This window comes from Chromobacterium sp. Beijing (genome assembly GCF_021496765.1).
In the GTDB taxonomy this organism is placed as follows: Bacteria; Pseudomonadota; Gammaproteobacteria; order Burkholderiales; family Chromobacteriaceae; genus Chromobacterium.
Genome location: NZ_CP053750.1, coordinates 3,617,745 through 3,643,855, shown reverse-complemented (window position 1 = coordinate 3,643,855; position 26,111 = coordinate 3,617,745). Strand labels below are relative to the sequence as shown.

The following is a 26,111-nucleotide window of genomic DNA, read 5'->3' as shown; positions in this document are numbered from 1 at the left end:
CAGCGGGAAGGATGGCCATGCAGGCGGATTACCCACGCGATTTGATCGGCTACGGCCGCGATCTGCCGGAGGCCAATTGGCCGGGCGCGGCGCGCATCGCTGTGCAGTTCGTGCTCAATTACGAGGAAGGCGGCGAGAGTTGCGTGTTGCACGGCGACGCCGGCTCCGAGCAGTTCTTGTCGGAAATCATCGGCGCGGCGGCCTACCCGGCGCGGCATCTGTCGATGGAGTCGATTTACGAGTACGGTTCGCGCGCCGGGGTGTGGCGCATTCTGCGCGAGTTTGAGCGGCGCGGCCTGCCCTTGACGGTGTTCGGCGTCGGCATGGCTTTGGAGCGGCATCCGGAGCTGGCCGGCGCGCTGGCGGAGCTGGGCCACGAGATCGCCGGCCACGGCTATCGTTGGCTGCATTATCAGCAGGTGGACGAAGCGGTGGAGCGCGAGCACATGCGGCGCTGCGTGGAGGCGATCCGTCGTTTGACCGGCCAGCGTCCGTCCGGCTGGTACACCGGCCGCGACAGCCCCAATACGCGCCGGCTGGTGGCGGACGACGGCGGCTTTCTCTACGACTCCGATTACTACGGCGACGATTTGCCGTTCTGGACCCTGGTGCGGCGCAGCGACGGCGGCGAGCAGCCGCATCTGATCGTGCCTTACGCGCTGGACACCAACGATATGCGCTTCGCCACCGCGCAGGGCTTCAATACCGGCGAGCATTTTTTCAGCTATCTGAAAGACGCGTTCGACGTGCTTTACGCCGAGGGGGCGGACAAGCCGCGCATGTTGTCGGTGGGCCTGCATTGCCGCTTGATCGGCCGGCCCGGCCGCTTTGCCGGCCTGTGTCGTTTTCTCGATTATCTGGAGCGTCATCCGCGGGTATGGATCTGCCGGCGGCTGGACATCGCCCGGCATTGGCGGGAGACGCATCCTTTCACCGGAGAGCGGCCATGTCCTTGACGCTGGAACGCATCAACGCCCTGCCGACGGAGCAGTTCGTCACCGCGCTGGGCGGTGTTTTCGAACACTCGCCGTGGGTGGCGGCGCAGGCTGCCGGCCTGAGGCCGTTCGCCAGCGTGGCGGATCTGCACGGCTGCATGCGGCGGCAGGTGGAGGAGGCGGGCGTGGAGGCGCAATTGAAACTGATCCGCGCCCACCCGGAGCTGGCCGGCAAGGCCGCGCTGCGCGGGGAGTTGACCGCCGAGTCCGCCGCCGAGCAAGGCGGCGCCGGCCTGGATCAGTGTTCGCCGCAGGAACTGGAGTTGTTGCGGCGGCTGAACGCCGACTACCGGGCCCGTTTCGGTTTTCCCTTCATCCTGGCGGTGCGCGGCTATGGGCGCGCCGGCGTCATCGCCGAGTTCCAGCGGCGGCTGGCTGCCGAGCCGGAGGCGGAACGGCTGGCCTGTTTGCAGCAAATCTATCGGATCGCCGGCCTGCGCTTGGCCGAACTGATTTCTTCCTGATCCCGCGCCTAGACCGGAGCCGCCATGTCCAGCCAGATTCTCGTCATGTACTTGTTGTCCATCCTGGTGGTGATCGCCGTGCCCGGCCCCCTGTCGCTGTTCATGGTCGCCACCAGCGCCGAGCATGGCCTGTTGCGCGCCTGGCCGGCGTTTGCCGGCGGCGTGCTGGCGTCTTTGTCGCTGCTGCTTTTGTCCGCCTTGGGCGTGGGCGCGCTGATCCTGGCCTCTCCCGGTCTGTTCTCCGTCCTGCAGGCGCTGGGGGCCGGCTATCTGCTGTGGCTGGGTTTCAAGACCTGGCGCGGCGCCGGCCGGGCCGCGGCGGCTCAGGGCAGCCGAAAGGCGGCGCCGGCGCAATGGTTTTCCCATGCTTTTCTGCTGGGCATCAGCAATCCCAAGGACATCGCTTTTTTCGTGGCGCTGCTGCCGCAGTTCATCAACGCCCAAGCGCCGCTGGCGCCGCAACTGGGCTGGATGGCGGCCGGCTGGGTGGCGATCGATTTATCGTGCAAGACCGCGTACGGCCTGTTGGCGGAGCTGTTCTTCCAGCGTCTGGCGGTACTGCGGCTCGTCTTCCTCAAGGTTTCGGCCTTGTTTTTTCTCGCCTTGGGGCTGGCGCTGATTTGGAGCCGGCTGGCGGCATGAACGGCGTACGGCGCGCGCGCCGACGTCATTGATAAGGAGAAAGTTTGATGGCGCTTGTCAATCACCCGGCGGGAACGGCGCTGCACGCCCCGGCGGTCGAGGTGCCGGAGTTCGCCCGGCGTTACGCCAATCTGGCCGCGGCGGATTTCGGCGCGAGGGTCCTGGCCTGTTCCGATCAGTGGTTCGCCGCGGCGGAACGGATGCTGCAAGCGTCCGAGCCGGTGTTCATCGTCGGCGAGTTCGACGATCACGGCAAATGGATGGACGGCTGGGAAACCCGCCGCCGCCGCAACGGCGGCTACGACCACGCGGTGATCAAGCTGGGCCTGCCCGGGGTGATCAAGGGACTGGACATCGATACCAGCCACTTCAGCGGTAACTACCCGCCGGCGGCCTCGGTGGACGCCTGCCGTTCGGCCGGCGATCCGGATGAAGACAGCGAGTGGGTGGAAATCCTGCCGGCCACCTCCTTGGGCGCCAGCGCTCATCATTTCATCGCCATCGACGATGCGCGCGATTGGACCCATCTGCGTTTGAATATTTACCCGGACGGCGGCGTGGCGCGTTTCCGCGTCTACGGCCAGCCCGCCTGCGACTGGGCGCGGCAGGACCCGGCCGTGCTGCATGAGGTGTCGGCGCTGGAAAAGGGCGGCCGCATCGTCGCCTATAACGACGCCCATTTCGGCGTGCCCTTCCGGCTGATCATGCCGGGGCGCGGCGTGAACATGGGCGACGGCTGGGAAACCCGCCGCCGCCGAGAGCCGGGCAACGACTGGTGCATCGTCGAGCTGGGACATGCGGCGCTGGTGGACAGCATCGAAGTCGACACCGCGCATTTCAAGGGCAATTACCCGGACCGGGTCTCGGTGCAGGCGGCTTACGTCCGTCAAGGCACCGATCAATCCATCGTGACCCAAGCCATGTTTTGGGAGCACTTGTTGCCGGAGCAGAAAACCGAGATGGATCGGCAGCATTTTTACGATAAGACCATGCTGCGCGATCTGGGCGCGGTCACCCATGTGCGGCTGAACATCTTCCCGGACGGCGGGGTCAGCCGGCTGCGGATTTGGGGACGGCTGGCGGATTGAGCCGCTCGCCCTTGCCGATGGCGTTCTGTTGAGGAGCGAGGCATGAGGATTCTAAGCTTGGAACCGTTGACCAAACAGGCGTTCGCCCCGTTTGGCGATGTGATCGAAATCGACGGCAGCGATTGGTTTCCCATCAATCAGGGCAGCACTCGCCGCTATCACCGGCTGGGCCTGGTGGAGGCCGGCGGCGGCCAGCCCGGCATCAGCATGGCGCGCGGCGACGCGCATGGCCTGCCGTTGGAGATCCGCATGCTGGAACGGCATCCGCTGGGCAGCCAGGCCTTCATTCCCTGCAGCGGCGCCGCCTGCGTGGTGGTGGTGGCGCCGGCAGGCATGGGCGACCGCCCGGACGAAGACCGGATCCGCGCCTTCCTGGCGCGCGGGGATCAGGGCGTCAATTACCACCGCGGCACCTGGCACCACCCGCTGACCTGTCTGGAGCAGGTGGGCGATTTCATTCTGCTGGACCGCATCGGCGCCGGCGACAACTGCGACGAGGCCGTCTTGTCGCGCCCCTGCCTGATCAAACCGGGCGGCGCGGGCTGAGCCTGCGCCGCCTTCCCTTTTTGCTGTCAAGGAGTCGATTGTGTAATACCCGCAAGTCGCCAGGACCGCGTGTTTGAAAAAGCGGCCCGGCATCTACCAAGGAGACGAGCATGGATGGCAAGCAGACGGTGCACCCGGTGGATCAGCCCCTGCCGGCGGGCAAGCTGTTCACCCTGGGCCTGCAGCATGTGTTGGTGATGTACGCCGGCGCGGTGGCGGTGCCGCTGATCATCGGCGGTTCCCTGGGCTTGCCCAAGGAGCAGATCGCGTTCTTGATCAGCGCCGATTTATTCTGTTGCGGGCTGGTGACGCTATTGCAGTGCGTGGGCTTCCGCGGCCTGGGCATCCGGCTGCCGGTGATCATGGCGGTGACTTTCGCCGCCGTGGGCCCGATGGTGGCCATTGGCGGCAACCCGGCGCTGGGCCTGCCCGGCATCTTCGGCGCCACCATCGGCGCCGGGGTGCTCAGCCTGTTGCTGGTGCCGCTGATGGGGCGCTTGATCGGCCTGTTTCCGCCGCTGGTCACCGGGGTGGTGATCACCTCCATCGGCCTGTCCATCATCCGCGTCGGCATAGACTGGGCCGCCGGCGGCAGGGGCAACCCGGATTACGGCCATCCGCTTTATCTGGGGGTGTCAGTGGCGGTGCTGGTGTTCATCCTATTGATCACCCGCTATCTGAAAGGCTTTTTCTGCAATATCGCGGTGTTGCTGGGTTTGCTGTTCGGCTTTGTCCTGGCCTTGCTGCTGGGCAAGGTCAATTTGGGCGGCCTGGGCGAGGCGGCCTGGTTCGCGCCCATCGCGCCCTTCCGTTTCGGCATGCCGCGCTTTGAGCTGTGGTCCATCCTGACGCTGACCGTGGTGATGCTGATCATCTTCGTGGAGTCCATGGGCATGTTTCTGGCGCTGGGGGAGATCGTGGAACGTCCAGTGGACAGGGCGGCCTTGGTGCGCGGTCTGCGGGTGGACGCGCTGGGCACGGTGATCGGCGGTCTGTTCAATTCCTTCCCGCATACCTCGTTTTCCCAGAACGTCGGCCTGGTGGGCGTCACCGGGGTCAGCAGCCGCTGGGTGTGCGTGATGGCCGGCGGCATCCTGGTGGTGTTTGGCCTGGTGCCCAAGATGTCGCTGATCGTGGCCTCGATTCCGCCCTTTGTGCTGGGCGGGGCCGGCCTGGTGATGTTCGGCATGGTGCTGGCCACCGGCATCAAGATTCTGGGCAAGGTGGACTATCAGACGCAGCGGCATAATCTGCTGGTGGTGGCCATCAGCCTGGGCCTGGGCATGATTCCCACGGTATCGCCCGGTTTTTTCCGGCAGCTGCCGGAGGTGCTGGCGCCGCTGCTGCACAGCGGCATCCTGTTGGCCACGGTCAGCGCGGTGGCGCTGAATGTCTGGTTCAACGGCCTGGCGCGGCCGCGGGAGACGGCGTCGTCAGGCGTCGCGCTTGGGGAGGCCGCGCATTAGCGGGGGCGGGGTTGCGGCGGCCTGGGATCAAGCCGTCTCGGCGCCCGCCGCCGCGATCTCGCGCTTGTCGCCGTACATTTTGCGGTCCGCCACCGTCAGCAGTTCGTCGATCAACAGGCCGTCCTCCGGGTAATAGGCGATGCCGATGCTGACGCCCACCGTGATCAGGTTATCGTTGACCTCGTAGGGTTGATGAATCACCTGTTTCAGGCGATTGACGATTTTGTCCGCCTCGCGGTTGGATTCTATGTCTTCCATCAGCACCACGAACTCGTCGCCGCCCAGCCGCGCCACCGTGTCTTCGCCGCGCAATTCTTCCTTGATGCGGGCGGCGATCAGTTGCAGGATGCGGTCGCCGGTGATGTGGCCGTAGGTGTCGTTCACCGGTTTGAAGCGATCCAGATCCAGGAACAGCAAGGCCAGCCGCTTGCCGCTGCGGTCCACCCGAGAGATGGCGTGTTGCAGCCGGTCGTAGAACAGATTGCGGTTGGCCAGGCCGGTCAGACGGTCGTGATTGGCCAGGTAGAACAGTTGGTTTTCACGCTGGCGACGTCCGTGCGCCAGTTGCAGATAGTGGTGCGATACCAGCAGCAAGCCGGCCAGCAAGGCCAGCGACAGGAATAGCAGCATGCCCCATTCAAACGCGCCTATCTGCCGCCAGCCCAGTTGCTGGCTGATGGTGAGCAAGAGCGGCTGGCTGGCGCCGCCCAGCGGATGGCGGGCTTCCAGCCGGGGGAAGAGCAGGGTTTCCAGGGCGCTGGCGCGTGCCGCGTCGCGCAGCAGGGTGGGCGGGCCGGGCGGCGGGTCGTTGCGGTGGAACAGGCGCACTTCCACGCCCTCGCGCAGCGCCAGCGGGCTGGGCAGCAGGCTGTCGGCGCGTATCGCCATGGCGGCGAAGTGGGCCGGCGCCAGCGGGGCGGCCAGCGGTTTGCTCAGCATATCGTCCATGGCGCGGATCAGCAGATAGCCGGCCGGCAGGCCGGGCAACTTGATCTGACTGGAGATTTCCATCCGTCCGCTTTCCAGCGCGTTCTGAAGGGCTTGGCGCGCGGCTTGCAGCCGGCCCAGGTCCGCGGCCAGCAGGCCGGGCTGGGGCATGGGTTCGATGAAGGCGAGCGGGAACAGGCCGAAGCGGCCTTCCCAGCCGTCGCCGCTGGCGGGGGCAGGGGCAGCGCTTGGCCGTACAGCTGCTTCAAGCGTTGTCTGAACATCGGCAATTGGCCGGGACTGATGCGTTCGATATGCCCCAGCCACTGGATCTGTGGATAACGGCGCAGCAGTTGCCGGGCCAGCCTTTTCTCGGACGGCAGGCTCCAGCTGCGGTCCAGCGTGCTGAAGGTGGCGTAGCTGTCCAGCACGGTTTCATGGCTTTGCAGTTTTTGATTGAGCTGTTCGGACAGCAGCAGGGCGTCGCGGTTGAATTGCTGCTCCGCGCCCAGCAGCGCGTGACTGGCGACCGACAGGGCCACTAGCGCACTCAGCACCAGCCATATCGCGATGCATCCTGCATAAACCAGCCGTGTCCGCATGTAGCAACCGTAGGAAGGGGGAAAGAGGGGATGACAGATTTTATAAGAAGGAGCGGCTATTTTTTAGCTTTGACTGATGAAAAAGCGGGTTTTAAGTAGTTGTACGTAAAACAATACTGTGGTTTTTCGGGATGAGATTGAAATCAAACGGCCCGCCAGGGCGGGCCGTTTGGGCGTTGAAGAGACGGGGCTTTGCTCTTTGAAGGCTGTTTTAAAGCGCCGTCTCGGCGTTGCTCAGCGCGCCTGCGCCCAGTCGGCGATCAGGCGTTGCGGCGTGCCGCAGGCTTTGCGCTTGAGCACGAAGTTGCGGCATTTTTCCAGGAACTGGCCGCGGTTTTCCACCATGTCCTGGCGCATCTCCAGCAGCTCGGTCTGGCGGCAGCGCTCCATGCGCTCCAGATCCAGCTCGGCCTTGCGCGCGCGCTGCGGGCGGAAGCGGTCGTCGCTCAGCGCCAGTCCGGCGGCCTGCCGCAGCCAGACGCCGAAGTCGTGCGGGTCGTGCGGGCCGATGTCGTGGACCATGCCCAGACGCCAGGCTTCGCGCGCGCTCAGCGGCAGGCAGGCTTCGGTCAGTTGCCGGGCCTGTTCCTCGCCCACCGCGCGCGGCAGGCTGTAGGTCCAGTATTCCGAGCCGTACAGGCCCATGGTCTTGTAGTGCGGGTTGAGCACCACGCCGCCGCGGGCGAACACCAGATCGGCGGCCAGGGCCAGCATCACGCCGCCGGCGCCGGCGTTGCCGCTCAGGCCGGACACCACCAGCTGCCGCGCAGTCAGCATTTCCTGGCAGACGTCGTCTATGGCCTGGATATTGGCCCAGGCTTCCAGCCCCGGTTCCGGCGCGGCCTGGATCACGTTGAGGTGGACGCCGTTGCTGAAGCTGCCGCGGCCGCCGCGCACCAGCAGCACGCTGGTGTCCTGGGCCTTGGCCCAGCGCAGGGCCTCGCTCAGCCGCCGGCATTGCTCGGTGCTCATCGCGCCGTTGTAGAACTCGAAGGTCAGCTCGCCGACGCGGCCGTATTCGCGGTAGCGGATGGGCTGATAGCTTTCTTCGCAGTGAGGATGGGTGGCGAGGCTCCAGTCCAGCCGCGGCACGTCGTCCAGCAAGCCGGCCAGCACATGGCGCGCCGGGCGTTTGAAGGTTTCTTCGCCGGCCTCCGGCTTGCGGCGCAGCGCGCCCAGCCACAGGCTGTGCTCGCCGGCGCCCACCAGCACGGCGTCGTCGTGCACCGCCAGCAGTTGGCCAGGCTGGCCGGCGCGGTAGTCCAGATGGGCGTCGTAGACGTAGTAGTCGCCGCCGGCCAGTTGCGTCAGCACGCCGGGCTGACCGTCGGCGGCGTCGATGCGGCGCTTGATCTCGGCGGCGGGCTGTTGCCACAGGAAGGCGCGGTCGCTTTGCCGCATATTGGCTTGCAGCCGGCCGCGCACATGCGCTTGGCCGTAGTCCAACGGCGCGGGCTTGAAGCCGGTGCCGAACTTCTCCACCACGTCGCGGATGCAATACAGGGCGGCGTCGCTGACCGGGCCGTTGTAGAGCTCGGATTTGCGCACGTCCGGCGGCATGTCGAATTCGCAGCTGGACCAGATCGGGCCGGCGTCCATTTCCTCCACCGCCTGCAGCGCGGTGACGCCCCAGCGTTTTTCCCGCAGCGTGATGGCCCAGTCCAGCGCCGAGGCGCCGCGGTCGCCGATGATGCCGGGGTGGATGATGACCACCGGCCGGCTGGCGTCGCGCCACAGGGTTTCCGGCACCCGGTCCTTGAGGAAGGGGCAGATGACGAGATCGGCGCCGGATTGCTGGATGTTGGCGCTGACTTCCTGTTCATTGGTGAACAGCTGCACGCTGACTTGGTGGCCGGACTGGCGCAATTCCAGCCAGGCGCGCTGGGTGAGTCCGTTGAACGCCGACGACAACAAGATGATTTTCAATGGCCGCATGACCGCTCCTTGCCCAAAAATGAATGTATGGCCGGCGGCGGGACGCTGCCGCGCGAACCGTGCGCATGGGCGAGGATGATAGTTTTAGTTCTGATAATGACAAATGACTAAAGTCAAGCTTGATGCGATTGAAAATCAGAACGCAGCTTTCTGCCATCAATGATTACAGATGCTTTGGTTTTGTGATCTGTATATATGACGGCGACGCGCGGGAGGGAAGGGAGCGCCTAGTCCTGCTGGTGCAGGCATTGCTTGATGCCGGCCAGCTGCCGCCGGCTGACCGGCAGAGGCTGGCCGATATCGGCCAGGCGCACCTGCCATTGTTCCTCGCCGTCCGCGCTGGCGCGGAACAGCTCGCGCAGCGCGTGGCGCATCACCAAGCAATTGCGGTGGATGCGCACGGCGGCGTCGCCCAGCCGCTGTTCCAGCGCGATCAGGGTTTCGTCCAGCAGGTATTCCGCGTCCGGGGTCACCAGGGTGACGTATTTGAGTTCGGCCTTGAGGTAGCGGGCCTGGGAGAAGGGGATGGGCAGCAGGCGGTCGCGCTGGCGCACGGTGAAGCTGGCCTCCGGCTGCGGCGCATCGCCGCGCTGGCGGGCGGCGCGCTCCAGCGCCTGACGCAGGCGTTCGCGCCGCACCGGCTTGAGCAGGTAGTCTATGGCCTCCAGTTCGAAGGCGCTGACCGCGTACTGTTCATGGGCGGTGGTGAAGATCAGCTGCGGCGCCAGCGGCTGGCGTCGCAGTTGCTGAGCCAGTTCCAGGCCGGAAACGCCGGGCATGGAGATGTCGGCCAGCACGATGTCGGCCGGGTTTTGCGCCAGCCAGCTCATGGCCTGGCGGCTGTCGGTCAGGCAGTAAACATGTTGCAGGCCTTGCTCGCGCAGCAGTTGGCGCAGGCGCTCGCAGGCCAGCGGTTCGTCGTCCACCACCAGCGCGCGCCAATCTTGCCAGGGGCTTACAGCACCCATTGCGGCTTGCCCAGCTTTTCCACCAGCATGCGCCAGGCTTGCAGGATTTTCTGGAACTTGTTGTTGGTGGGGGCGAGGTCGCGCACCTTGCTCAGCATGTCGTGGGCGCGGCGCATATGGCTTTCGTGCCAGCCCTGGCGGTGGACGTAGGCCATGGTGGCGTTGATCAGGTTGAGCATGACCTGGATGTTTTGCGGCATTTCCTCGTGGGCTTTGACGAAGCGCTCGATGGCGGAGTCGAATTGCCCGGCCTGGGCTTCGCGCACCGCCTGGTTGTTGAGTTCCAGCACCGATTGCACATTGTCGGCGATCAGCTGGCGGCCGTCCTCGCCCAGGCCCACTTCTTCGAACATGTCGCCGAAGCGTGCCAGCAGTTCCTCGTCGTCGTGATGATTGCGCACCAGATCGCGCATCACGCTGTTGCCGGCGTCCTTGTGGCCCTGGGCGTAGCAGGCGCGGGCGAACTCCATCTGCGCGTCGCTGCTGAGTTTGGGCGCCAGCTGGCGGAATTTGGTCTCGGCGTCGCTAAACAACTGACGCGCCTTGTCGCGGTTGCCCTTTTTGTTTTGCAGCTGGCTGTCCACCACGCCGGCCATCCATTCGCCTTCTTCGTTGTAGCGGTAGTCGCGGCGCAGATTGGACAGGGTGCGGCCGACGTTGGCGGTGTCGCCGCGCGCCAGTTGCACCCGCGCCAGCGCGGCGTAGTGGGTGGGGCTGCGGTGCCAGGTGTATTTGGCGATGTCCAGCGTGGTCTGGCAGGCGCCTTCCGCCACTTCCAGCTGATTATTGAGCAGGGCCACTTCCGCCAGCTGCTGCTGGCGGCGGAACACCACCGGCGAGATGTCGGTGGCCTGTTTCAAGGTGGCCTGGGCTTCGTCCAGATTGTGGTTGCTGCGGTAGAGCTTGGCCAGCCAGTCGTAGGCTTCCATCACCCGGTCGTTGTCGGTGAGCACCTCTTCGAACAGCAGCCGCGCCTCGTCGTAGGCTTTCAGCCCGGTCAGCGATTTGGCCAGACCCATCTTGGCCCAGGGCACCGGCTTGATGCGCAGCACGTCCATGTACAGGGAACGCGCGCTGTCGAAGTCGCCTATCTTCAGCGCCAGCGAGCCCTTGAGCTTCATGAAGTCCAGCGTGAATTCGCCTCGCTCGCCGATCAGGCGCGTGCAGACTTCGATGGCGCTCAGGTATTCGTGGCGCATGATGGCCTCGTCCACCAGACGGAAGGCTTCGCGGCGGCGCATCGCCTTTTCCAGCCGCTCGCGCAGCACTTCGCCGGTGAAGGGTTTGAGCAGGTAGTCGTCCGGCCCCAGTTCCGCGGCGGAGATCACGCGCTGGGAGCGGCGCTCGCCGGTGACGATCATGAACACGCAGGACTGCTTGATCAGATTGCGTTCCTTGACCTCTTCGAACAGGTAGAGGCCGTCGTAGCCGTTGCCCAGATCGTAGTCGCACAGCACCACGTCGAACTCGTACTTGCCCATCTTGGCCAGCGCGTCGCCGGCCTTGCTGGCGTACTCCACCTTGTCGGCGCCGAAGGAGGAAAGGGTCATCGCCAGCGCGCGCTGCATTTCCGGCAGGCTGTCTATGATCAGGAACAGACGCTTGCTGTACGGATCGTCGTAGCTTTTCCGCGGCGCGGCGCCGGTCTTGCCGGCGGCGGCGACGCTCTGGAAGGTGGTTGAGTTGGTGTTGGCTGTGCTCATCTCGCTATCTTTGACGATTCTCCGCAAACTGTCATCAGTGCGACTTACAAAAATCGCTCAAGCGGCCGCCGCCGCGGCGAGAGGCTTAGCCGGCGCTCAGCTTGGCGTAGCGCAGATCCAGCCACTTCACGCCGTGCTCGGCGAAGTTGATTTGCAGGCGCACATCCTCGCCGCCGCCTTCGGCGTTGATCACCACGCCGCTGCCGAACTTGGCGTGTTCCACCGATTGGCCGATGCGGAAGCCCTGGCTGTTGTCGGCGGCCACGCGGCCCACCTTCGGAACCGCGCGCCAGGATGCATTTGTCGATGCATTTGTCTTGGCCGTCGCTTTCACTTTAGCAGATAGGTCGTGGGTGAGTTCCGCCGGGATTTCGTCGACGAAGCGCGAGCGGATGGGGTAGCGGCTCTGGCCGTGCAGCATGCGGCTTTGCGCGTTGGACAGATAGAGGCGCTGACGCGCGCGGGTGATGGCCACGTACATCAGCCGGCGTTCTTCTTGCAGGCCCTTGCCGTCGTTCATGCTGTTTTCATGCGGGAACAGGCCTTCTTCCAGGCCGGAGACGAAGACGGCGTCGAATTCCAGACCCTTGGCGGCGTGCACCGTCATCAGTTGCAGCGCGTCGCTGCCGGCTTCGGCCTGGTGTTCGCCGGCTTCCAGGCTGGCGGCGCTGAGGAATTCGGTCAGCGCTTGCGCCGGCTCGTCCGGCATGAAGCCGGCGGCGGCGTTGATCAATTCGTCCAGGTTGGCCAGCCGCTCTTCGCCTTCTTTCTTGTCTTGCTCGTACATCGCGCGCAGGCCGGAGTCGTCTATGGCCAGGCTGACGGCTTCGGCCAGCGGCAGCTCGCGGCCCCGTTCGCGCATGCGTTCCACCAGCAGCACGAACTCGCCCAGTTTGGCCGCGGTGCGGCCGCCGCCGGAGGCGCAGGCGGCCTGCCACAGGGTGACGCCCTGCTCGCGGCTGACCGCTTGCAGGCCTTCCACCGTGCGCGCGCCGATGCCGCGCGCCGGCACATTGATCACGCGCAGCAGCGCGTTGTCGTCTTCCGGGTTGGCGATCAGGCGCAGATAAGCCAGCGCGTGTTTGACTTCCTGGCGTTCGAAGAAGCGCAGGCCGCCGTAAATGCGGTAGGGAATCTGGGCGTTGACCAGCACGTGTTCCAGCAAGCGCGACTGGGCGTTGGAACGGTAGAGAATGGCCATGTCGGACAGATTGAAGCCGTCCCGCTTGAGGCTGCGCACCTCGTCGCTGATGAACTCGGCTTCCTCGCCGTCGGAGTAGGCTTCGAACAGGCGGATCTTTTCGCCCTCGCCGGCGTCGGTCCACAGATTCTTGCCCAGTCGGCCGTCGTTCTGCTCGATCAGCGCGTTGGCGGCATTGAGGATATTGCCCATCGAACGATAGTTCTGTTCCAACCGCACCGGTTCGCTGACCGAGAAGTCGTTGAGCAGGGAGCGCATATTGCCCACTTCCGCGCCGCGGAAGGCGTAGATGCTCTGGTCGTCGTCGCCGACGGCGAACAGGGAGCCGCCGTCGCCGGCCAAGAGCTTGAGCCAGGCGTACTGCAGGCGGTTGGTGTCCTGGAACTCGTCCACCAGGATGTGGCGGAAGCGGCTGCAATAATGTTGGCGCAGCGCCTGGTTGGCGCTCAGCAGTTCGTAGCTGCGCAACAGCAGTTCGGCGAAGTCCACCACGCCTTCGCGGCGGCATTGGGCGTCGTAGGCGGCGTACAGCTCCACCAGCTTGGCTTCGTAGGGATTGAGCGCCGGCGGCAGCTTGTCGGCGCGCAGGCCGGCTTCCTTGCTGCCGTTGATGAAGCTTTGCACCGCGCGCGGCGGGAATTTCTCGTCTGACAGTTCCAGGCTTTTCAGCAGGCGTTTGATCGCCGCCTGTTGGTCGGCGGAGTCCAGAATCTGGAAGGTCTGCGGCAGGCCGGCGTCGCGGTAGTGGGAGCGCAGGAAGCGGTTGCACAGGCCGTGGAAAGTGCCTATCCACATGGTGCGCACGTTGACCGGCACCATGGTCGCCAGCCGGGTCTGCATCTCGCGCGCGGCCTTGTTGGTGAAGGTTACCGCCAGAACGCCGCTGGGACTGGTTTGTCCGGTGGACAACAGCCAGGCGATGCGGGTGGTCAGCACCCGGGTCTTGCCGCTGCCCGCGCCGGCCAGCACCAGCGCGCTCTTGTCGGGCCAGGTGACGGCGCGCAGTTGTTCTGGATTGAGGCCGGCGAGGAGATCTGTCATGGCGAGGTGTCTATCTGGTTCAGGCAAAACGCCATTTTACACCAGGCGTCGGCATCGTCGGCATTGTGTGGGTAAAAGCGAAAATGGCAGCCGGGAGGCTGCCATTTCGAGGAGGGCGGGTTCAGCGTTCGGCGCTTCTCGCCCAGTCGAAGCTGGGGCGGAAACTATCCGTCAAGGTCAGCGCCATGCTGGCGGTGATATGGTCCTTGTCCTGGTAGCGCACTTTGCCGTCGCGGCTGGCGAAGCAGGTCTTGGCGTCGCAGAACTGATCCAGGGGGTCCCACAAGCGGATGTTGGGGTGACGGGCGGCGACGCGTTGCAGCAGCTGGACAATCTGCAGGCGATGGCGCTCAACGTCCGCGCGCGGCGCGTTGCAGGCCGCCGCGCCCAAGCGGGCCACGCATTCCGGCGGCGACTTGCTCATCTCCGCCTCCGGCAGCACCAGGACGATTTTCAGTCCCAGGCCGGCCATGTCTTGCGCGCTGCGGTCCAGCGATTGCTCCAGGACCTGAAGCGAGGAGGCGCGGTCCAGCGGAGCGACGCCGGCCTTCATGCCGCCGGATACGCTGGGGACGCCTTCGAGACCGGCGGCCACCAGACCGGTCATGGCCGGTCTGCCCGGCAGATCTTGGGCGGTATAGCTGTTCCAGCGCGCGTTGAGCAGCACGCCGGTGACGCCTTGGGCCGCCAGCTGCGGCAATTCCGCGCGCACGGCCCGCGCGAAGCTGGGGCACCAACTGCGTTTCTTGCCTTCGCCCACCGGCATGGCGTCGGCCAGCGGCGGGCAACCGTGGTAGACCCGGCGCAGGATGGCGATGCCGCGCTCCTTGGCCAGCGCGTCGTACAGCGGCATCAGATGGTCGGTGTGGGAGTCGCCCCAGGCCAGCAGTTTAAGCGGCGCGCTGGGCGCGCCGATCAGGCATTGGGCGCGCGGGGACAAGGGGACGCCGGCGGCCGGCATGCCGCAATCGCCGACAAAATGGAAAGCGTCGCGCTTGGCCTGCAGAATGCTTTGCTGTCCCGGCCAAGGAAAGTGCTTGGGCAAATACATGGCGACCGTGCCCAGCAGCCATAGGCCGAGGGTGATGCCGAGGCCGGTTCGCAGCGTGGATCGGGTATCGCGCAGCTTCCGCCATTGTCCCCGGCGCAGCGGTTGTTCCACATAGCGGTAACTCAGCCAGGCCAGCGCCAGTGCCAGGACGCCGCCCAAGAACAGGTCGCGTGTCAGATCGCGTTCGCCCAGGCCCCAATAGCGGCCCAGCGCCAGCAAGGGCCAGTGCCACAGATAAAAGCCGTAGGACAGAAGGCCGATGCTGGTCCAGGGACGGGAGCCGATGCAGCGGCTTATCGGATTGGACGGGTCCAGCATGCCGGCCAGAATGAACAGCACGCTGCCGATGACCGGCAGCAACACGATGACGCCGGGAAAGACCATGCGTTCATTCAGCAGCGCGATGGACGCCAGCAGCAGCGCCAGGCCCAGCGCGGCGATGGGCAAGGCCAGGCGCCGGCCTCCGCGCGGGGGCGGCAGCAAGGCCAGCAGGGCGCCGGCGGCGAATTCCCAGGCGCGGGCGGGCATCAGGTAAAAGGCTTGCGGCGTATCGCGATAGCTTAGCCATAAGCTCAAGCCCAGCGATCCGAGCAAGACCGTGCCCAGGGCCAGACGCATGCGCAGGTCGGTGACATGGCGATCCCCCTTGCTCAGGCGGAAGACGCCCCATAGCAGCAAGGGCCAGACCAGATAATATTGCTCCTCCACCGCCAGCGACCAAGTGTGCAGCAAGACTTTGAGGTCGGCGTCGGAGTCGAAATAATCAAAAGCGTGCTTGAGAAAGTGATGGTTGGCGGACAGCGTGGCGACCGCGCGGACTTCCCGTCCCAGCTTGATCTGGTCGTCCGGCAGCATCACGAAGTAGGCCAGCGCCAGGCTGACGGCCAGCACCAGCGCCAGCGCGGGCGCAAGCCTGCGGATGCGGCGAGCGTAGAAAGCCTTGAAGTCGATGCGGCCTTGCGCAAGCAATTCCTGCCGCAGCAGGCCGCTGATCAGGAAGCCGGAAATGACGAAGAATATATCTACGCCGACAAAGCCGCCGCCGAATCCGGGCAGGCCGATGTGGAAAGCGACCACGCTGAGCACGGCCAGCGCGCGCAGGCCGTCGATGTCCGGCCGATAAGCTTTGGCGTCGATACAGGAGTGGGGAGTGAGCGACATAGTGCGGAAGGCTCAAGCCATGATTCTGGCTTGAATAATAAAAAACCAAACATTCTATCCTTATTCCTACTCAAGCTCCCGGTTTTATCACCATTAGAAAGTATGTCGTAAGCATGGCCAGGAAGGCCGGATAGCCCAGGCATTCCCAATAGCGGGCGTAGCGCCAGTAGCGCACGGGCAGCGGCTGGCCGGCGGCGACGGCGGCGTGCGCCATCGCCGCCATGCGGGTTTGCAGCCGCAGCACCGGCAGCCAGCACAGGCCGGCGAACAGGAACAGGCCGATGGAGGCGAGCAGCCAGTCGCTGGAGAGCGGCCAGCCGGCCTGCCGCGCCAGCCACAGGCCGGACAGCGGTTGGAAGATCACCGCCGGCGTGGTGAACCACCAGTCGGCGCGCACCACCAGCCGCGCCACTTCGGCCTGGGCCGCGGTCTGGCGGCCGCGGTTGGCGAAGAACAGGTAGAAGGCGGAGCCGAAGCCGGTGCCCACCATCAGGGTGGCGGACAGGATGTGCAGGGTTTTGACCACGAGATAGGCGTTCATGCGGAAGTCTCCCGGCGGGCGCCCAGCCACAGCAGCATGGCCAGAATGGGCAGGTTTTTCACTAAGGGGGCGAACGGATGCAGCCAGTTCTCCGGCAGCCAGAGCGCCAGCGTCAGGCTGTAGCCGGCGACGACGGCGGCCTGGGCTCGCCACAAGGCGCGGCAGGGGCGTCCCAGCGTCAGCAGGCCGAAGACGAGGTCCAGGCCGCAGGCGGCGAGGAAGAGCGGCGCGGTCCAGTCGGCGGGCAAGGGCAGCCGCTGCAGCATGGCGACGGAGGCGTCCCAGGCGCTGAGCGGCGGCTGCAGGCCGCTCCACAGCCACAGCGCCGCCAGCGCGTATTCGATGTTGCGCGTGGAGGGCGTCATGGCGCTTCCCGGAATTGGCCGCTGGCCAGCGGCGCGCGTTGCAGCAGCGCGCCGAGGGTGGACGGGTCGCCGCAGCTGCCGTGGTTCAGCATCTCCAGGGTGTCGCGGCTGATCAGGCTGGACGGCCAGCGTTCGGCCAAAGCCGCCAGTGTCCGGCTGGCCTGGGGCGGCAGGTTGAGGATGTAGGCCGGGGCGTTCAGTCCTTGCAATCGACGCAGCTGGCGCAGGTAGTCGGCCAGGGTCAGCGCCTTGGCGCCGACGAACTCGACGACGCCTTCCGGCGCGTCGTCGGCCAAGGCCAGCCGCGCCAGCCCCTCCACCGCGTCGTCCAGCGCCAGCGGCTGGATGCGCTGATTGCCGCCGTCGGGCAGCAGCCACAGGGGCAGCCGCGCCAGTTGCAGCAATAGCCGGCTGCTGGCGCCTTGCGGGCCGTAGATCAGCGAGGGCCGCGCGATGCGGGCTTCCAGGCCGCTGGCCAGCAGGGCGGCGTCGCCGCGGCCCTTGCCGGCCAGGAACGGGGTGGCGGCCTGCGGGTCCGCGCCCAGCGCCGACAGTTGCACCCAGCGGCGCACATCGGCTTGATAGGCCATGCTGGCCAACTGCAGCGGTCCCAAGTGATGAACGGCTTCCAGCACGCCGGCTGGGCGGTCCAGCAACTGGCCGGCGGCGTTGACCACCGTGTCGACGCCTTCCAGCCATTGACGCCAGTCGGCGCGCGGCTGGCTCAGGTCCAGTTGCCGGCGCGAGGGCGCGCTGACTTGGTGCCCGTCCCGTTCCAGCCGCTGGCGCAGCGGCCGTCCGATGAAGCCGCCGCCGCCCAAGAGCAGTATCTTCATTGCGCGGTCTCCTGAGGCGCGGCGGGCAAGGGCTGGGCCTGCCGTGCGACGGGGCGCGGCGCCACCTGCCGCCAGACCAGGCGCAGCAGCACCAGCAACTGGGCCACCACGCCCAGCAGCGCCCACATCAGGATGGCGCGGATGTCCAGCCATAGAGAGGCGGAAGGGGCGTCCGGCGCGAACAGCAGCACGGCCAGCAGCGGTCCGGCCAGGATCAGGATCAAGAAGGCGCGCTGCCAGAACGGGCCGCCTGCGCCGTGCTCGCACAGGGCCTGGGTCACTTGCCGCAAGGGCCGGCCAGCAGCCACCAGCACAACAGGCTGCACAGCAGGGGGACGATGATCATGCTGGTGATGAATCCGCTCATGGTGTTCTCCTTTGTTTCTGAAATTTCTGTCAAAACAGAAATGCGATGGCAAAAAAAATGCGCGGGGTTCCCGGCGGCGCAAGGCCGCCCGGCGCCGCCCGCGTGCGCGGCGAACTTATTTATCCCGTCCCAGCAGTTTCTGAATGCTGGCGCCCATCTTCAGCACCCGGCTCAGCGTGGCGGTGGACAAGCGCAGCATTTCCCTAGTCCAGGAGGTGAGGGTGTCCATGAACTGCCAGGTGTTGCGGATGCGTTCCTGCGCCAGCGGGCTCTCCTGCTGGAAGTCCGGGCTGTCCATGCATTCCTTCAGCACCAGCAGGGTGGGCTCGATTTCACGGCGCTGCCGCTCCGCCACGATGATGCGGAACAGTTCCCAAACGTCGCCCGAAGTTTCAAAGTGGTCGCGGCGGTCGCCCAGCACGTGCACGATGCGGATCAGTTGCCAGTTCTGCAGTTCTTTCAGGCTGTTGCTGATGTTGGAGCGGGCCACGTTGAGGGTGTCGGCCAGTTCTTCGGCGTTCAGCGGGCGGCCGGTGATGAAGAGCAGCGCGTGTATTTGAGCGACGGTGCGGTTCACGCCCCAGCGGGTGCCCATTTCGCCCCAGTGCAGCACGAAGCGTTGGGATACGGGTGTCAGTTCCATGGTGCTTACGATAGTTGTTTCCGAAATTTCTGTCAATACAGAAATTCATTGGCATGGAGCGGGACGAAGCGCCGCGAGAGCAAGGCCGCGCCCGGACAGGGGCGCGGCGCCGTTGGCGTCAGTGCTGATGGAACAGGGCGTTGTGTCCGGCGGCGCCGGTTTCGGCGGCTTGGGCCTTGCGGCCGCGGATGCGGTCCCACACCTTCTCGTGGAAGTAATAGGCCACGGTGTTGACCAGCGGTTCCACCAGGGCCAGCAGGCTGGAGACGCCGATATTGCCGGTCAGCAGATAAGCCACGCTGAAGGCGACGGTGAAGTGGCAGATGGCGAAAGTAATGGTCTTGAGCATGGCAGGGCTCCACGTTGAGTATTTATTGAATGATAGTCATTATCATTTGAGTGGGCCAGTTGAATATTTTGTTCAGAGCGATAGCATTTTACTAATGAACTTTTGGATTTGATTGCGGATGGCCGCCAGCGGCGGTGGGAAGCCGCCGCTGCGAGGGGTTTGCCGTCAGTTCACGATCGCGCGAGCGCAGACGAGACAAGGCGTTGCGGCAAGGGGACGATGGATGAGGCTGCGAAGCCGCACCCACCGGGTTACGCCGCGCGACGCGCGGCGGTTCTTACATCTTGACGCCCAGTTCGCGCAGGCGCTCGTTCAGATAGCTGTCCGCGGTATAGCGTTCGGACAGCACCACTTCCGGACGCGGGTGCAGGAAGAGCGGCAGCGAGATGCGGCTCTTGGTCGCGCCTTCGCCGCTGGGGTTGACCACGCGGTGTTGGGTGGACGGATAGTAGCCGCCGGAAGCCTCTTGCAGCATGTCGCCGATATTGACCACCAGGGTGCCGAAATCACAGGGCACATCCAGCCATTCGCCTTGCTTGTCCTGCACTTGCAGGCCGGGCTCGTTGGCGGCGGGCAGGATGGTCAGCAGATTGATGTCGCCGTGGGCGGCGGCGCGCAGCGAGCCGGCCGGCTCCTGGCCGGTGAGCGGCGGATAGCGCAGCACGCGCAGCAGGGTTTTCTGGCTGTCGGCGATCATGTGGGACAGCGGCTCGGTGTAGCTGGCGGCGATATGGGCCGGTGTGTATTGCTGCACCCAGGACAGCAGCTCCTGCGCCAGCTGGTTGGCGACGGCGTAGTAGTGGTCGGCGTCGGCCTTGAGTTCCGGCGGTACGCGGCCCCAGGGGTAGATGTGGAAGTATTCCTTGATGTCTTTCAGGCTTGCGCCCTTGGCGGTTTCCGATACCTCCGGGGAGAACCAGCCGTCCTGACGTTCCATGGAAAAGGCGTAGTCGTATTTGGTCTGGCTGTTGAAGAAGGCCAGCCAGTCGGCGTAGATCTTTTCCACCAGGCTTTGCGGGATCGGATGGTTGACCAGCACGCCGAAGCCGGTTTCGTGCAGGGAGCGGGTGAATTGTTCCGCCGCGTCCGGCGCGTGGTAGTCGACAACTCTGACATTCATGGGGTGGGGTTCCTGAGGATTGCAGGACGCTGCCATTCAATGGCGGGGCAGGCGCCGAGGGCTGGGATTTTACCCGCGGCTCCCGGCATCACCAAGCGCGGGCCGCGGGGGTGTCGCGTCGCGGCAACGTCGGTTCAGCCGCCGGCGCGGATGAAGGGCGAGGAGCCGCCGCCGGCCATGGTTTCGGCGCGGAGCCGGCCCGCGCGCAGCAACTGCTGGACGCGCCAGAACAGGATGTCGGAGGACAGCAGCGCTTCCCGGATGTGGACGAGGGCGTCGCCGACCAGGCGGGACACCGCGCGCGGCTGCTCGCCGCTCAGTTCCAGCAGCAGCGCGTCGTAGCGGTCCAGCGGCGCTTCGACGACGTCATCGTCTTGCAGGCGGCGCAGGCCTTGGCCGCGTTCGCGCCAGCGGCGCCATTGCGAGGCCAGCGCCTGGCGTTCGCCGGCCGCCAGCGGGCGCTCCCGCCGCCGGCAATCCGCCAGCCGTTCCAGCGGCAGCATGGCCATGCTCCATTCCGCCATCTCGTCGCCGGCCTGCCAGACGGGCTCCGGCGCGGCGCAGACGGTCAACGGGCAGTCCGCCGGCAGTTGCTCGGCCAGCAGCGCCAGCGCCAGGCGGTCGCCGGCGTTGCGGCCTTGCCAGACGGTGAGCGGCCGCGGCCGCTCCAGCAGCCGCAGCAGCGCTTTGCGGCCGGCTTGATGCCGGCGCAGCCAATCGTCCTCGTATTCCGGCAGCCAGGGCTGGGCCTGCAGCAGTTGCTGATGCCAGGCCAGGCGCAGGCCTTGATCGATGGCGTCGGCGTCCAGCAGCGGCCCGGCGCTCAGGTCTTCGATGAAGGGCAGGACCTCGCCGTCCAGCAGGCCGTCGCGCCGCAGCGCGTTCAGCATGCCGGCGGCGGAGTCGCCGACGGCGAGGTGAACCCGCTCCGCGCTCATACGCGCTGGTCCATGTCCAGCGCCGGGGTGCCTTCGGCGCGGGCCACCACGCGGGCGGGGACGCCGACCACGGTGGTGTGGGCCGGCACGTCTTCCAGCACCACGCTGCCGGCGCCTATCTTGGCGCAGGCGCCCACTAGGATGTTGCCGAGAATGGAGGTGTTGGCGCCGATCAGCACGCCGTCGGCGATCTTGGGATGGCGGTCGCCGTGTTCCTTGCCGGTGCCGCCCAGGGTCACGCCCTGCAGCAGCGAGACGTTGTCGCCGATGACGGCGGTTTCGCCCACCACCACGCCGGTGCCGTGGTCCAGCATCACGCCCTGGCCGATGCGCGCGGCCGGGTGGATGTCGGCGCCGGTGACTTCGGAGATGCGGTTCTGCAGAAAGAGCGCCAGGGTTTTGCGCTCCTCCCGCCACAGCCAGTGGGTGATGCGCTGGCACTGGATGGCGTGGAAGCCCTTGAAGTAAAGCAGCGGGGTGGAGTAGTTGTCGCAGGCCGGGTCGCGGTCGAAACAGGCGCTGATGTCGGCGCGGGCGGCGGCGCTGATGGCCGGATCGGCGTCCAGCGCCTCGCGGAACAATTCCATCAGCGCGCGGGCGTCCATCACCGGGCTGGCGAGCTTGCTGGACAGGTGGAAGGCCAGCACGTCTTCCAGGGTGGTGTGGCGCAGCACGGTCATGTGCAGGAAACTGGCCAGCATGGGCTCGTCTTGCGCGGCTTGTTCGGCTTCCCGCCGGATGGCGGACCAGAGCGGGTCGCCGTTTGCTTCGTTCATTTTGCGAAACTCCCTTGCGCTGGGGCGGCGCGCCTCAGCGGTCTTTCAATTGCCAGAATAGTGCGCGGTCGAACGGGGACCACCAGGCGGTGCGCGCGCCGCTGACGGCCAGCGCGTCGCGCACCCACTGGTTGCAGGTGGTCAACGGGCTGTAGCGGCCGTTGGCCAGGTAAAACGCGTCCTGATCATGATAATGATAGCCCGGCATCCACAGGGCCTGGCCGGCCGCGTCGCGGGCGACGGCGGCCTGGATGAAGCTGGTCAGCCGCCGGTATTGTTCCGGCGCGAGCAGCAGGCGCCGGGTGGCGGCGCCTTCGCGCGGCGTCGGCAGGTATTCCACGTGCAGCACGGCGCCGTCCAGCCCGGACAGCGCGTAGAGCGCCTTGCCTGGGGTGAGGTCGGACCAGTTCCGCGTTTCCAGGTAAAAGCTGCGGCTGCCCCAGCCTATGCCCACATAGGGCAGTTTGTCCAGATTGGCCCCGGTCCGCGGATGGCGCGGGGAAAAGGTCTCGTCCCAGTCCATGCCCGGGGCGCGGCGGGGCAGCAGCAGGCCGGCGTGCACGCCGTTGCTGTCCAGGTAGACCGGTATGCCGGACTCGGCCGGCCGCCAGTCCCGGTTGACCGGCAACAGGCCCAGGGTCAGCGCGGCGAGCAGATAGAGGGCGATCAGAGCCAGCAGGCCCAGCGCCGCGCGGGACAACAGGCGCGGCAGCCGGGCCGCCGGACGGGGCGGGCGGGATGGCATGCGCGGCTTACAACAGGACGACGTCGAATTGTTCCTGGGTGTAAGTGGATTCCACCGACAGCGAGATCGGCTTGCCGATGAAGTCGATCAGCATCGCCAGGCTTTGCGATTCCTCGTCTATGAACATGTCGATCACCGATTGCGCGGCCAGGATGCGGTAGCCCTTGGCGTCGAACTGGCGCGCCTCGCGCACGATCTCGCGCTGGATCTCGTAGCACACGGTTTGTGCGGTCTTGATCTCGCCGCGGCCCTGGCAGGTGGGGCAGGGCTCGCACAGCACGTGGGCCAGGCTTTCGCGGGTGCGTTTGCGGGTGATTTCCACCAGGCCCAGGCTGGTGAAGCCGTTGAGGGTGACGCGGGTGCGGTCGCGCGCCATCGCCTTGGCCAGCTCCGCCAGCACCGCGGACTGGTGCTCGTCGTTGTCCATGTCGATGAAGTCGACGATGATGATGCCGCCCAGATTGCGCAGCCGCAGTTGCCGGGCGATGGTCTGGGTGGCCTCCAGATTGGTCTTGAAGATGGTTTCGTCGAAATTGCGGTTGCCGACGAAGCCGCCGGTGTTGACGTCTATCGTGGTCATCGCTTCGGTCTGGTCGATGATCAGATAGCCGCCGAACTTGAGGTTGACGCGGCGCGCCAGCGCCTTGTCGATCTCGGCTTCGATGCCGTGCAGCTCGAACAGCGGGCGTTCGCCGCTGTAGCGCTCGATCTTGTCCACGGCGATCTGCACGTATTGCTCGGCGAACTCCACCATGCGGCTGTAGTTCTCGGTGGAATCCACCACCACCTTGTCGGTGAAGTCGCTGACCATGTCGCGCAGCACGCGCACCGCCAGCGGCAGGTCCTCGTAGAGCAGGCTTTGCGCCGGCAGGTGCTGGGACTTGTGGCGGATGTCGGACCACAGCTTGGACAGGTAGTCGATGTCGGCGGCCAGCTCGTCGTCGCGCGCGGTCTCGGCGCTGGTGCGGATGATGTAGCCGCGCGGGCTATTGGCCGGCAACAGCTTTTCCAGCCTGGATTTCAGATTGTGGCGCTCGCTTTCGCTGTCTATCTTCTGCGAGACGCCGATGTGCTCTTCCTGCGGCAGGTGAACCAGGAAGCGGCCGGCCAGAGAGATCTGAGTGGACAGGCGCGCGCCCTTGGTGCCGATCGGGTCCTTGATCACCTGCACCAGCACGGTCTGGCCTTCGAACAGCATTTTTTCGATGCGTTGCGGCTCGGTCGGGTGCTGGCGTTGTTCCAGCACGTCGGCGATGTGCAGGAAGGCCGCGCGCTCCAGGCCGATTTCAATGAAGGCGCTCTGCATGCCGGGCAGCACGCGCTTGACCTGGCCCAGGTAGATGTTGCCGACGATGCCGCGGCTGGCGGCGCGCTCCACGTGCAGCTCCTGGACGACGGCGTCTTCCAACACCGCGACCCGGGTTTCCTGCGGGGTGATGTTGACCAGGATTTGTTCTTTGGGGCGCGGCAGATCGCGCGGCAGGGGTATCGATTGATGCAGCATGGTGGTTCCCCGCGCGCTCATGGAAACTGAAAGCCGAATTCGCTCAGCAGCGCCGCGGTTTCGAAGATAGGCAGGCCCATCACGCCGCTGTGGCTGCCGTGGATGCGCTCGACGAAGACGCCGGCCTTGCCCTGGATGCCGTAAGCGCCGGCCTTGTCGAAAGGCTCGCCGCTGTCCAGATAGCGCTCGATGTCCTGCTCGCTGAGCGGACGGAAGAACACCTCGGTCACCGAGGTCTTGAGTCTGACTTGTTCGCCTTCGCGCACCGCCACGCTGGTGATGGCCTGATGGCCGCGGCCGGAGAAGGCGCGCAGCATGCGGCGGGCGTCGTCGGCGTTTTCCGGCTTGCCGAAGATTTCGCCGTCCATCGCCACCGTGGTGTCGGCGGCCAGCAAGGGCCGGGACGGCAGTCCGCAAGACTCCACCACCTGCCAGCCGGCCTCGGCCTTGGACAGCGCCAGCCGTTCGGTATAGGCGACGGCGGACTCGCCGGGCCGCACCGATTCGTCGATGTCGGCGTGGATGCGCTCCAGGTGCATGCCCAACTGTTCCAGAATTTCGCGGCGGCGCGGGCTGCCGGAAGACAGGTAAATCCGGGTGTCATTTGCGGTCATGATAGTCTGCTCATTTGTTCTTTCGGTCGTCGTCTAGGTTACCAGACGCGTGATGCCGCAACCATCGAATCCATCAGACGCCGGGCGTTTTCAGGCCGGCAAGCTCCCATTCAAATGGCGTCAATTTCCTGTTTTTAAAGGCGTGGAAGCGGCGCGCGGACGGGTTTTTTTCCGGCGGCCTGCTGCGGCGGAGCGCGCTGCCCGGTATCATGGCGGCTTGCTTCCCCATCTCCTGTCGTCATACCCCGATGCCCAAGTCCAGCGTTTCCCCGTTTGCCCGCGCCGCCACTTTGGCGGCCATTCTGTTGATCCTGTTCAATCCCTTGGGCATCGATCTTTACCTGTCGGCGATGCCGGCGATGCAGCGGCATTTCCAGGCCGACGTCGCGATCAGCCTCAGCGTGTTCATCTTCAGCCTGGGGCTGGGGCAGTTGCTGTTCGGCCCGCTGGCGGACCGGATCGGCCGCAAGCCGGTGGCCCTGGGCGGCCTGCTGCTGTATGCGGCGGCGGCCTATCTGGCCAGCCGCAGCGACAGCCTGGGCGGTTTCCTGGGCCTGCGCGCGCTGCAAGGCCTGGGCGCCAGCGCCAGCTCGGTGTGCGCGTTCACCCTGGTGCGCGATTGCTTCTCCGGCAACGCGGCGGCCCAGCGCTACAGCCTGCTCAACGCCGCGCTGAACGTGGTGCCGGCGATGGCGCCCTTGCTGGGCGGCTGGCTGACCGCGCGCTGGGGCTGGCAGTCCTGCTTTCTGGCGCTGGCCGGCAGCGCGGTGCTGGCGGCGGCGTGGCTGGCCTGGAAAATGCCGGAAACCCGGCCCGCGGCTTCCAGCGCCGCCGGCCCGGCGATGGGCATGCGCCAGGTGCTGGCGACGCCGGCGCTGCGCCGTTACGGCGCTTGCTGCTGCGCGGCGCTGGCCTTGATCGTCAGCTATGTGACGCTGGCGCCGGCGGTGCTGATCGAGCGCGGCGGTGTGGGCAGCACCACCTTCGGCCTGCTGTTCGGCGGCAACGCTCTCTTGGTGATGGCGGCCAGCTTCCTGGGTCTGAAGCTGATCGGCCGCTTCGGCCAGAAGGCGATGTTGCGTTACGGCCTCAACATCATGTTGCTGGCCGGCGTATTGCTGCTGGCGCTGTCCGGCCAGCCGGGCGCTTGGCATTATATGTTGCCGATCGGCGTGCTGAGCGTGGGCTTCGCCTGGACGCTGGGGCCGGCCAGCGGCATGGCCATGGCGCCGTTTTCCCAGGGCGCCGGCCGCGCTGCCGCCTTGCTGGGCTGCGGTCAGATGCTGTTCGCCGCCGCCGTGTCGGCGGGGCTCGCGGCGCTGCCCTTGCCGGGCGAATGGGCGCTGGGCGCGACGGTCCTGCTGCTGGCCGGCCTGTGCCGCTGGCTGACCCGGCCCGCGGCGGCGATTCGGGAAAATCCTCACTGATTTTCAAGCGTTTGGCATGTATTGTGAGATTTGTGGCGCGGGTCCGGCTTTAGCTCTTGTCGGGCAGCCTACAATCGGCAGACAATTGGCCCAAAT

27 protein-coding genes are annotated in these 26,111 nt (G+C 66.0%); 7 read left to right on the top strand and 20 right to left on the bottom strand.

What is annotated here, in order from left to right; translation table 11 throughout:
* Positions 1–17 precede the first annotated feature (17 nt).
* The 6 genes from puuE to HQN78_RS16885 all read left to right on the top strand — a co-directional run bounded on the left by puuE (position 18) and on the right by HQN78_RS16885 (position 5,201).
* Positions 18–956, top strand: a complete 939-nt coding sequence (gene puuE / locus HQN78_RS16910; protein WP_235085056.1) for an allantoinase PuuE — start codon at positions 18–20, stop codon at positions 954–956.
* A complete protein-coding gene (gene uraD / locus HQN78_RS16905; RefSeq protein WP_235085052.1) occupies positions 947–1,459 on the top strand; it encodes a 2-oxo-4-hydroxy-4-carboxy-5-ureidoimidazoline decarboxylase in 513 nt (170 codons plus the stop codon). The genes puuE and uraD overlap by 10 nt, the downstream gene beginning before the upstream one ends.
* A gap of 24 nt (positions 1,460–1,483) precedes the next feature.
* Positions 1,484–2,101, top strand: a complete 618-nt coding sequence (locus tag HQN78_RS16900; RefSeq protein ID WP_235085050.1) for a LysE family translocator — start codon at positions 1,484–1,486, stop codon at positions 2,099–2,101.
* Positions 2,102–2,148: 47 nt separating this feature from the next.
* Positions 2,149–3,189 (top strand): allantoicase, encoded by a 1,041-nt coding sequence (gene alc / locus HQN78_RS16895; protein WP_235085047.1) that lies wholly within the window; start codon positions 2,149–2,151, stop codon positions 3,187–3,189.
* A 42-nt stretch (positions 3,190–3,231) separates the two neighbouring features.
* Positions 3,232–3,735, top strand: coding sequence for an ureidoglycolate lyase (locus HQN78_RS16890; protein ID WP_107797757.1), 504 nt, complete (start codon positions 3,232–3,234; stop codon positions 3,733–3,735).
* Positions 3,736–3,845: 110 nt separating this feature from the next.
* Complete coding sequence (locus HQN78_RS16885) at positions 3,846–5,201, top strand: nucleobase:cation symporter-2 family protein (RefSeq protein WP_107797758.1); 1,356 nt, start codon at positions 3,846–3,848, stop codon at positions 5,199–5,201.
* Between the two features lie 27 nt (positions 5,202–5,228).
* On the opposite strand, the gene HQN78_RS16880 is transcribed toward HQN78_RS16885, so the two are convergent.
* The 20 genes from HQN78_RS16880 to HQN78_RS16790 all read right to left on the bottom strand — a co-directional run bounded on the left by HQN78_RS16880 (position 5,229) and on the right by HQN78_RS16790 (position 24,817).
* Positions 5,229–6,212, bottom strand: coding sequence for a diguanylate cyclase domain-containing protein (locus tag HQN78_RS16880; RefSeq protein ID WP_370646564.1), 984 nt, complete (start codon positions 6,210–6,212; stop codon positions 5,229–5,231).
* A complete protein-coding gene (locus tag HQN78_RS25900) occupies positions 6,158–6,685 on the bottom strand; it encodes a hypothetical protein (RefSeq protein WP_370646563.1) in 528 nt (175 codons plus the stop codon). The genes HQN78_RS16880 and HQN78_RS25900 overlap by 55 nt, the downstream gene beginning before the upstream one ends.
* A gap of 279 nt (positions 6,686–6,964) precedes the next feature.
* Complete coding sequence (locus tag HQN78_RS16875) at positions 6,965–8,665, bottom strand: hydrogenase maturation protein (RefSeq protein WP_235085042.1); 1,701 nt, start codon at positions 8,663–8,665, stop codon at positions 6,965–6,967.
* Positions 8,666–8,892: 227 nt separating this feature from the next.
* Complete coding sequence (locus HQN78_RS16870; protein ID WP_227106391.1) at positions 8,893–9,633, bottom strand: LytTR family DNA-binding domain-containing protein; 741 nt, start codon at positions 9,631–9,633, stop codon at positions 8,893–8,895.
* Positions 9,621–11,336: a tetratricopeptide repeat-containing response regulator gene (locus HQN78_RS16865; RefSeq protein WP_235085040.1), complete on the bottom strand. Its 1,716-nt coding sequence runs from the start codon at positions 11,334–11,336 to the stop codon at positions 9,621–9,623. Before HQN78_RS16865 ends, HQN78_RS16870 begins: the two co-directional genes overlap by 13 nt.
* Positions 11,337–11,421: 85 nt before the next feature.
* Positions 11,422–13,578, bottom strand: coding sequence for a UvrD-helicase domain-containing protein (locus HQN78_RS16860; RefSeq protein ID WP_235085037.1), 2,157 nt, complete (start codon positions 13,576–13,578; stop codon positions 11,422–11,424).
* A gap of 121 nt (positions 13,579–13,699) precedes the next feature.
* The gene (locus tag HQN78_RS16855) at positions 13,700–15,790 is read right to left on the bottom strand and encodes an acyltransferase family protein (RefSeq protein ID WP_235085035.1); all 2,091 of its coding nucleotides are present in this window, start codon (positions 15,788–15,790) and stop codon (positions 13,700–13,702) included.
* Positions 15,791–15,860: 70 nt separating this feature from the next.
* Entirely contained in the window at positions 15,861–16,331 is a 471-nt protein-coding gene (locus HQN78_RS16850) for a DUF2269 domain-containing protein (RefSeq protein WP_107797765.1), read from the bottom strand.
* Positions 16,328–16,696, bottom strand: a complete 369-nt coding sequence (locus HQN78_RS16845; protein WP_235085032.1) for a DoxX-like family protein — start codon at positions 16,694–16,696, stop codon at positions 16,328–16,330. Before HQN78_RS16845 ends, HQN78_RS16850 begins: the two co-directional genes overlap by 4 nt.
* Positions 16,693–17,532, bottom strand: coding sequence for an NAD-dependent epimerase/dehydratase family protein (locus HQN78_RS16840; protein ID WP_235085029.1), 840 nt, complete (start codon positions 17,530–17,532; stop codon positions 16,693–16,695). The genes HQN78_RS16845 and HQN78_RS16840 overlap by 4 nt, the downstream gene beginning before the upstream one ends.
* Positions 17,529–17,846 (bottom strand): DUF1980 domain-containing protein, encoded by a 318-nt coding sequence (locus HQN78_RS16835; RefSeq protein ID WP_235085027.1) that lies wholly within the window; start codon positions 17,844–17,846, stop codon positions 17,529–17,531. The genes HQN78_RS16840 and HQN78_RS16835 overlap by 4 nt, the downstream gene beginning before the upstream one ends.
* A gap of 168 nt (positions 17,847–18,014) precedes the next feature.
* Positions 18,015–18,542 (bottom strand): GbsR/MarR family transcriptional regulator, encoded by a 528-nt coding sequence (locus HQN78_RS16830; protein ID WP_107797769.1) that lies wholly within the window; start codon positions 18,540–18,542, stop codon positions 18,015–18,017.
* Positions 18,543–18,660: 118 nt separating this feature from the next.
* Entirely contained in the window at positions 18,661–18,891 is a 231-nt protein-coding gene (locus HQN78_RS16825) for a DUF2061 domain-containing protein (protein ID WP_019102374.1), read from the bottom strand.
* 277 nt (positions 18,892–19,168) lie between these two features.
* The gene (locus HQN78_RS16820) at positions 19,169–20,011 is read right to left on the bottom strand and encodes an isopenicillin N synthase family oxygenase (protein WP_107797770.1); all 843 of its coding nucleotides are present in this window, start codon (positions 20,009–20,011) and stop codon (positions 19,169–19,171) included.
* Between the two features lie 134 nt (positions 20,012–20,145).
* Positions 20,146–20,949, bottom strand: a complete 804-nt coding sequence (locus tag HQN78_RS16815) for a DUF3658 domain-containing protein (protein WP_235085024.1) — start codon at positions 20,947–20,949, stop codon at positions 20,146–20,148.
* On the bottom strand, positions 20,946–21,725 hold the full coding sequence (gene cysE, locus HQN78_RS16810; protein ID WP_107797772.1) for a serine O-acetyltransferase: 780 nt from the start codon (positions 21,723–21,725) through the stop codon (positions 20,946–20,948). The genes HQN78_RS16815 and cysE overlap by 4 nt, the downstream gene beginning before the upstream one ends.
* 34 nt (positions 21,726–21,759) lie before the next feature.
* Entirely contained in the window at positions 21,760–22,470 is a 711-nt protein-coding gene (locus tag HQN78_RS16805; RefSeq protein WP_235085022.1) for a TIGR02117 family protein, read from the bottom strand.
* 7 nt (positions 22,471–22,477) lie between these two features.
* Positions 22,478–23,974 (bottom strand): ribonuclease G, encoded by a 1,497-nt coding sequence (rng, locus tag HQN78_RS16800; RefSeq protein WP_235089848.1) that lies wholly within the window; start codon positions 23,972–23,974, stop codon positions 22,478–22,480.
* Positions 23,975–23,991: 17 nt separating this feature from the next.
* On the bottom strand, positions 23,992–24,588 hold the full coding sequence (locus HQN78_RS16795) for a nucleoside triphosphate pyrophosphatase (RefSeq protein ID WP_107797774.1): 597 nt from the start codon (positions 24,586–24,588) through the stop codon (positions 23,992–23,994).
* A 73-nt stretch (positions 24,589–24,661) separates the two neighbouring features.
* Positions 24,662–24,817, bottom strand: a complete 156-nt coding sequence (locus tag HQN78_RS16790) for a hypothetical protein (protein WP_158274200.1) — start codon at positions 24,815–24,817, stop codon at positions 24,662–24,664.
* 19 nt (positions 24,818–24,836) lie between these two features.
* Between HQN78_RS16790 and HQN78_RS16785 the strand changes: the two genes are divergently transcribed.
* Entirely contained in the window at positions 24,837–26,015 is a 1,179-nt protein-coding gene (locus HQN78_RS16785; RefSeq protein WP_235085020.1) for a Bcr/CflA family efflux MFS transporter, read from the top strand.
* Positions 26,016–26,111: the final 96 nt, after the last annotated feature.

Excerpts from the sequence above, each read along its gene's own strand:
- puuE (WP_235085056.1), top strand. The coding sequence starts at position 18 with ATGCAGGCGGATTACCCACGCGATTTGATCGGCTACGGCCGCGATCTG.
- uraD (WP_235085052.1), top strand. The coding sequence starts at position 947 with ATGTCCTTGACGCTGGAACGCATCAACGCCCTGCCGACGGAGCAGTTC.
- HQN78_RS16900 (WP_235085050.1), top strand. The coding sequence starts at position 1,484 with ATGTCCAGCCAGATTCTCGTCATGTACTTGTTGTCCATCCTGGTGGTG.
- alc (WP_235085047.1), top strand. The coding sequence starts at position 2,149 with ATGGCGCTTGTCAATCACCCGGCGGGAACGGCGCTGCACGCCCCGGCG.
- HQN78_RS16890 (WP_107797757.1), top strand. The coding sequence starts at position 3,232 with ATGAGGATTCTAAGCTTGGAACCGTTGACCAAACAGGCGTTCGCCCCG.
- HQN78_RS16885 (WP_107797758.1), top strand. The coding sequence starts at position 3,846 with ATGGATGGCAAGCAGACGGTGCACCCGGTGGATCAGCCCCTGCCGGCG.
- HQN78_RS16880 (WP_370646564.1), bottom strand. The coding sequence starts at position 6,212 with ATGGAAATCTCCAGTCAGATCAAGTTGCCCGGCCTGCCGGCCGGCTAT.
- HQN78_RS16875 (WP_235085042.1), bottom strand. The coding sequence starts at position 8,665 with ATGCGGCCATTGAAAATCATCTTGTTGTCGTCGGCGTTCAACGGACTC.
- HQN78_RS16870 (WP_227106391.1), bottom strand. The coding sequence starts at position 9,633 with ATGGGTGCTGTAAGCCCCTGGCAAGATTGGCGCGCGCTGGTGGTGGAC.
- HQN78_RS16865 (WP_235085040.1), bottom strand. The coding sequence starts at position 11,336 with ATGAGCACAGCCAACACCAACTCAACCACCTTCCAGAGCGTCGCCGCC.
- HQN78_RS16860 (WP_235085037.1), bottom strand. The coding sequence starts at position 13,578 with ATGACAGATCTCCTCGCCGGCCTCAATCCAGAACAACTGCGCGCCGTC.
- HQN78_RS16855 (WP_235085035.1), bottom strand. The coding sequence starts at position 15,790 with ATGTCGCTCACTCCCCACTCCTGTATCGACGCCAAAGCTTATCGGCCG.
- HQN78_RS16850 (WP_107797765.1), bottom strand. The coding sequence starts at position 16,331 with ATGAACGCCTATCTCGTGGTCAAAACCCTGCACATCCTGTCCGCCACC.
- HQN78_RS16845 (WP_235085032.1), bottom strand. The coding sequence starts at position 16,696 with ATGACGCCCTCCACGCGCAACATCGAATACGCGCTGGCGGCGCTGTGG.
- HQN78_RS16840 (WP_235085029.1), bottom strand. The coding sequence starts at position 17,532 with ATGAAGATACTGCTCTTGGGCGGCGGCGGCTTCATCGGACGGCCGCTG.
- HQN78_RS16830 (WP_107797769.1), bottom strand. The coding sequence starts at position 18,542 with ATGGAACTGACACCCGTATCCCAACGCTTCGTGCTGCACTGGGGCGAA.
- HQN78_RS16825 (WP_019102374.1), bottom strand. The coding sequence starts at position 18,891 with ATGCTCAAGACCATTACTTTCGCCATCTGCCACTTCACCGTCGCCTTC.
- HQN78_RS16820 (WP_107797770.1), bottom strand. The coding sequence starts at position 20,011 with ATGAATGTCAGAGTTGTCGACTACCACGCGCCGGACGCGGCGGAACAA.
- HQN78_RS16815 (WP_235085024.1), bottom strand. The coding sequence starts at position 20,949 with ATGAGCGCGGAGCGGGTTCACCTCGCCGTCGGCGACTCCGCCGCCGGC.
- cysE (WP_107797772.1), bottom strand. The coding sequence starts at position 21,725 with ATGAACGAAGCAAACGGCGACCCGCTCTGGTCCGCCATCCGGCGGGAA.
- HQN78_RS16805 (WP_235085022.1), bottom strand. The coding sequence starts at position 22,470 with ATGCCATCCCGCCCGCCCCGTCCGGCGGCCCGGCTGCCGCGCCTGTTG.
- rng (WP_235089848.1), bottom strand. The coding sequence starts at position 23,974 with ATGCTGCATCAATCGATACCCCTGCCGCGCGATCTGCCGCGCCCCAAA.
- HQN78_RS16795 (WP_107797774.1), bottom strand. The coding sequence starts at position 24,588 with ATGACCGCAAATGACACCCGGATTTACCTGTCTTCCGGCAGCCCGCGC.
- HQN78_RS16790 (WP_158274200.1), bottom strand. The coding sequence starts at position 24,817 with ATGGGGAAGCAAGCCGCCATGATACCGGGCAGCGCGCTCCGCCGCAGC.
- HQN78_RS16785 (WP_235085020.1), top strand. The coding sequence starts at position 24,837 with ATGCCCAAGTCCAGCGTTTCCCCGTTTGCCCGCGCCGCCACTTTGGCG.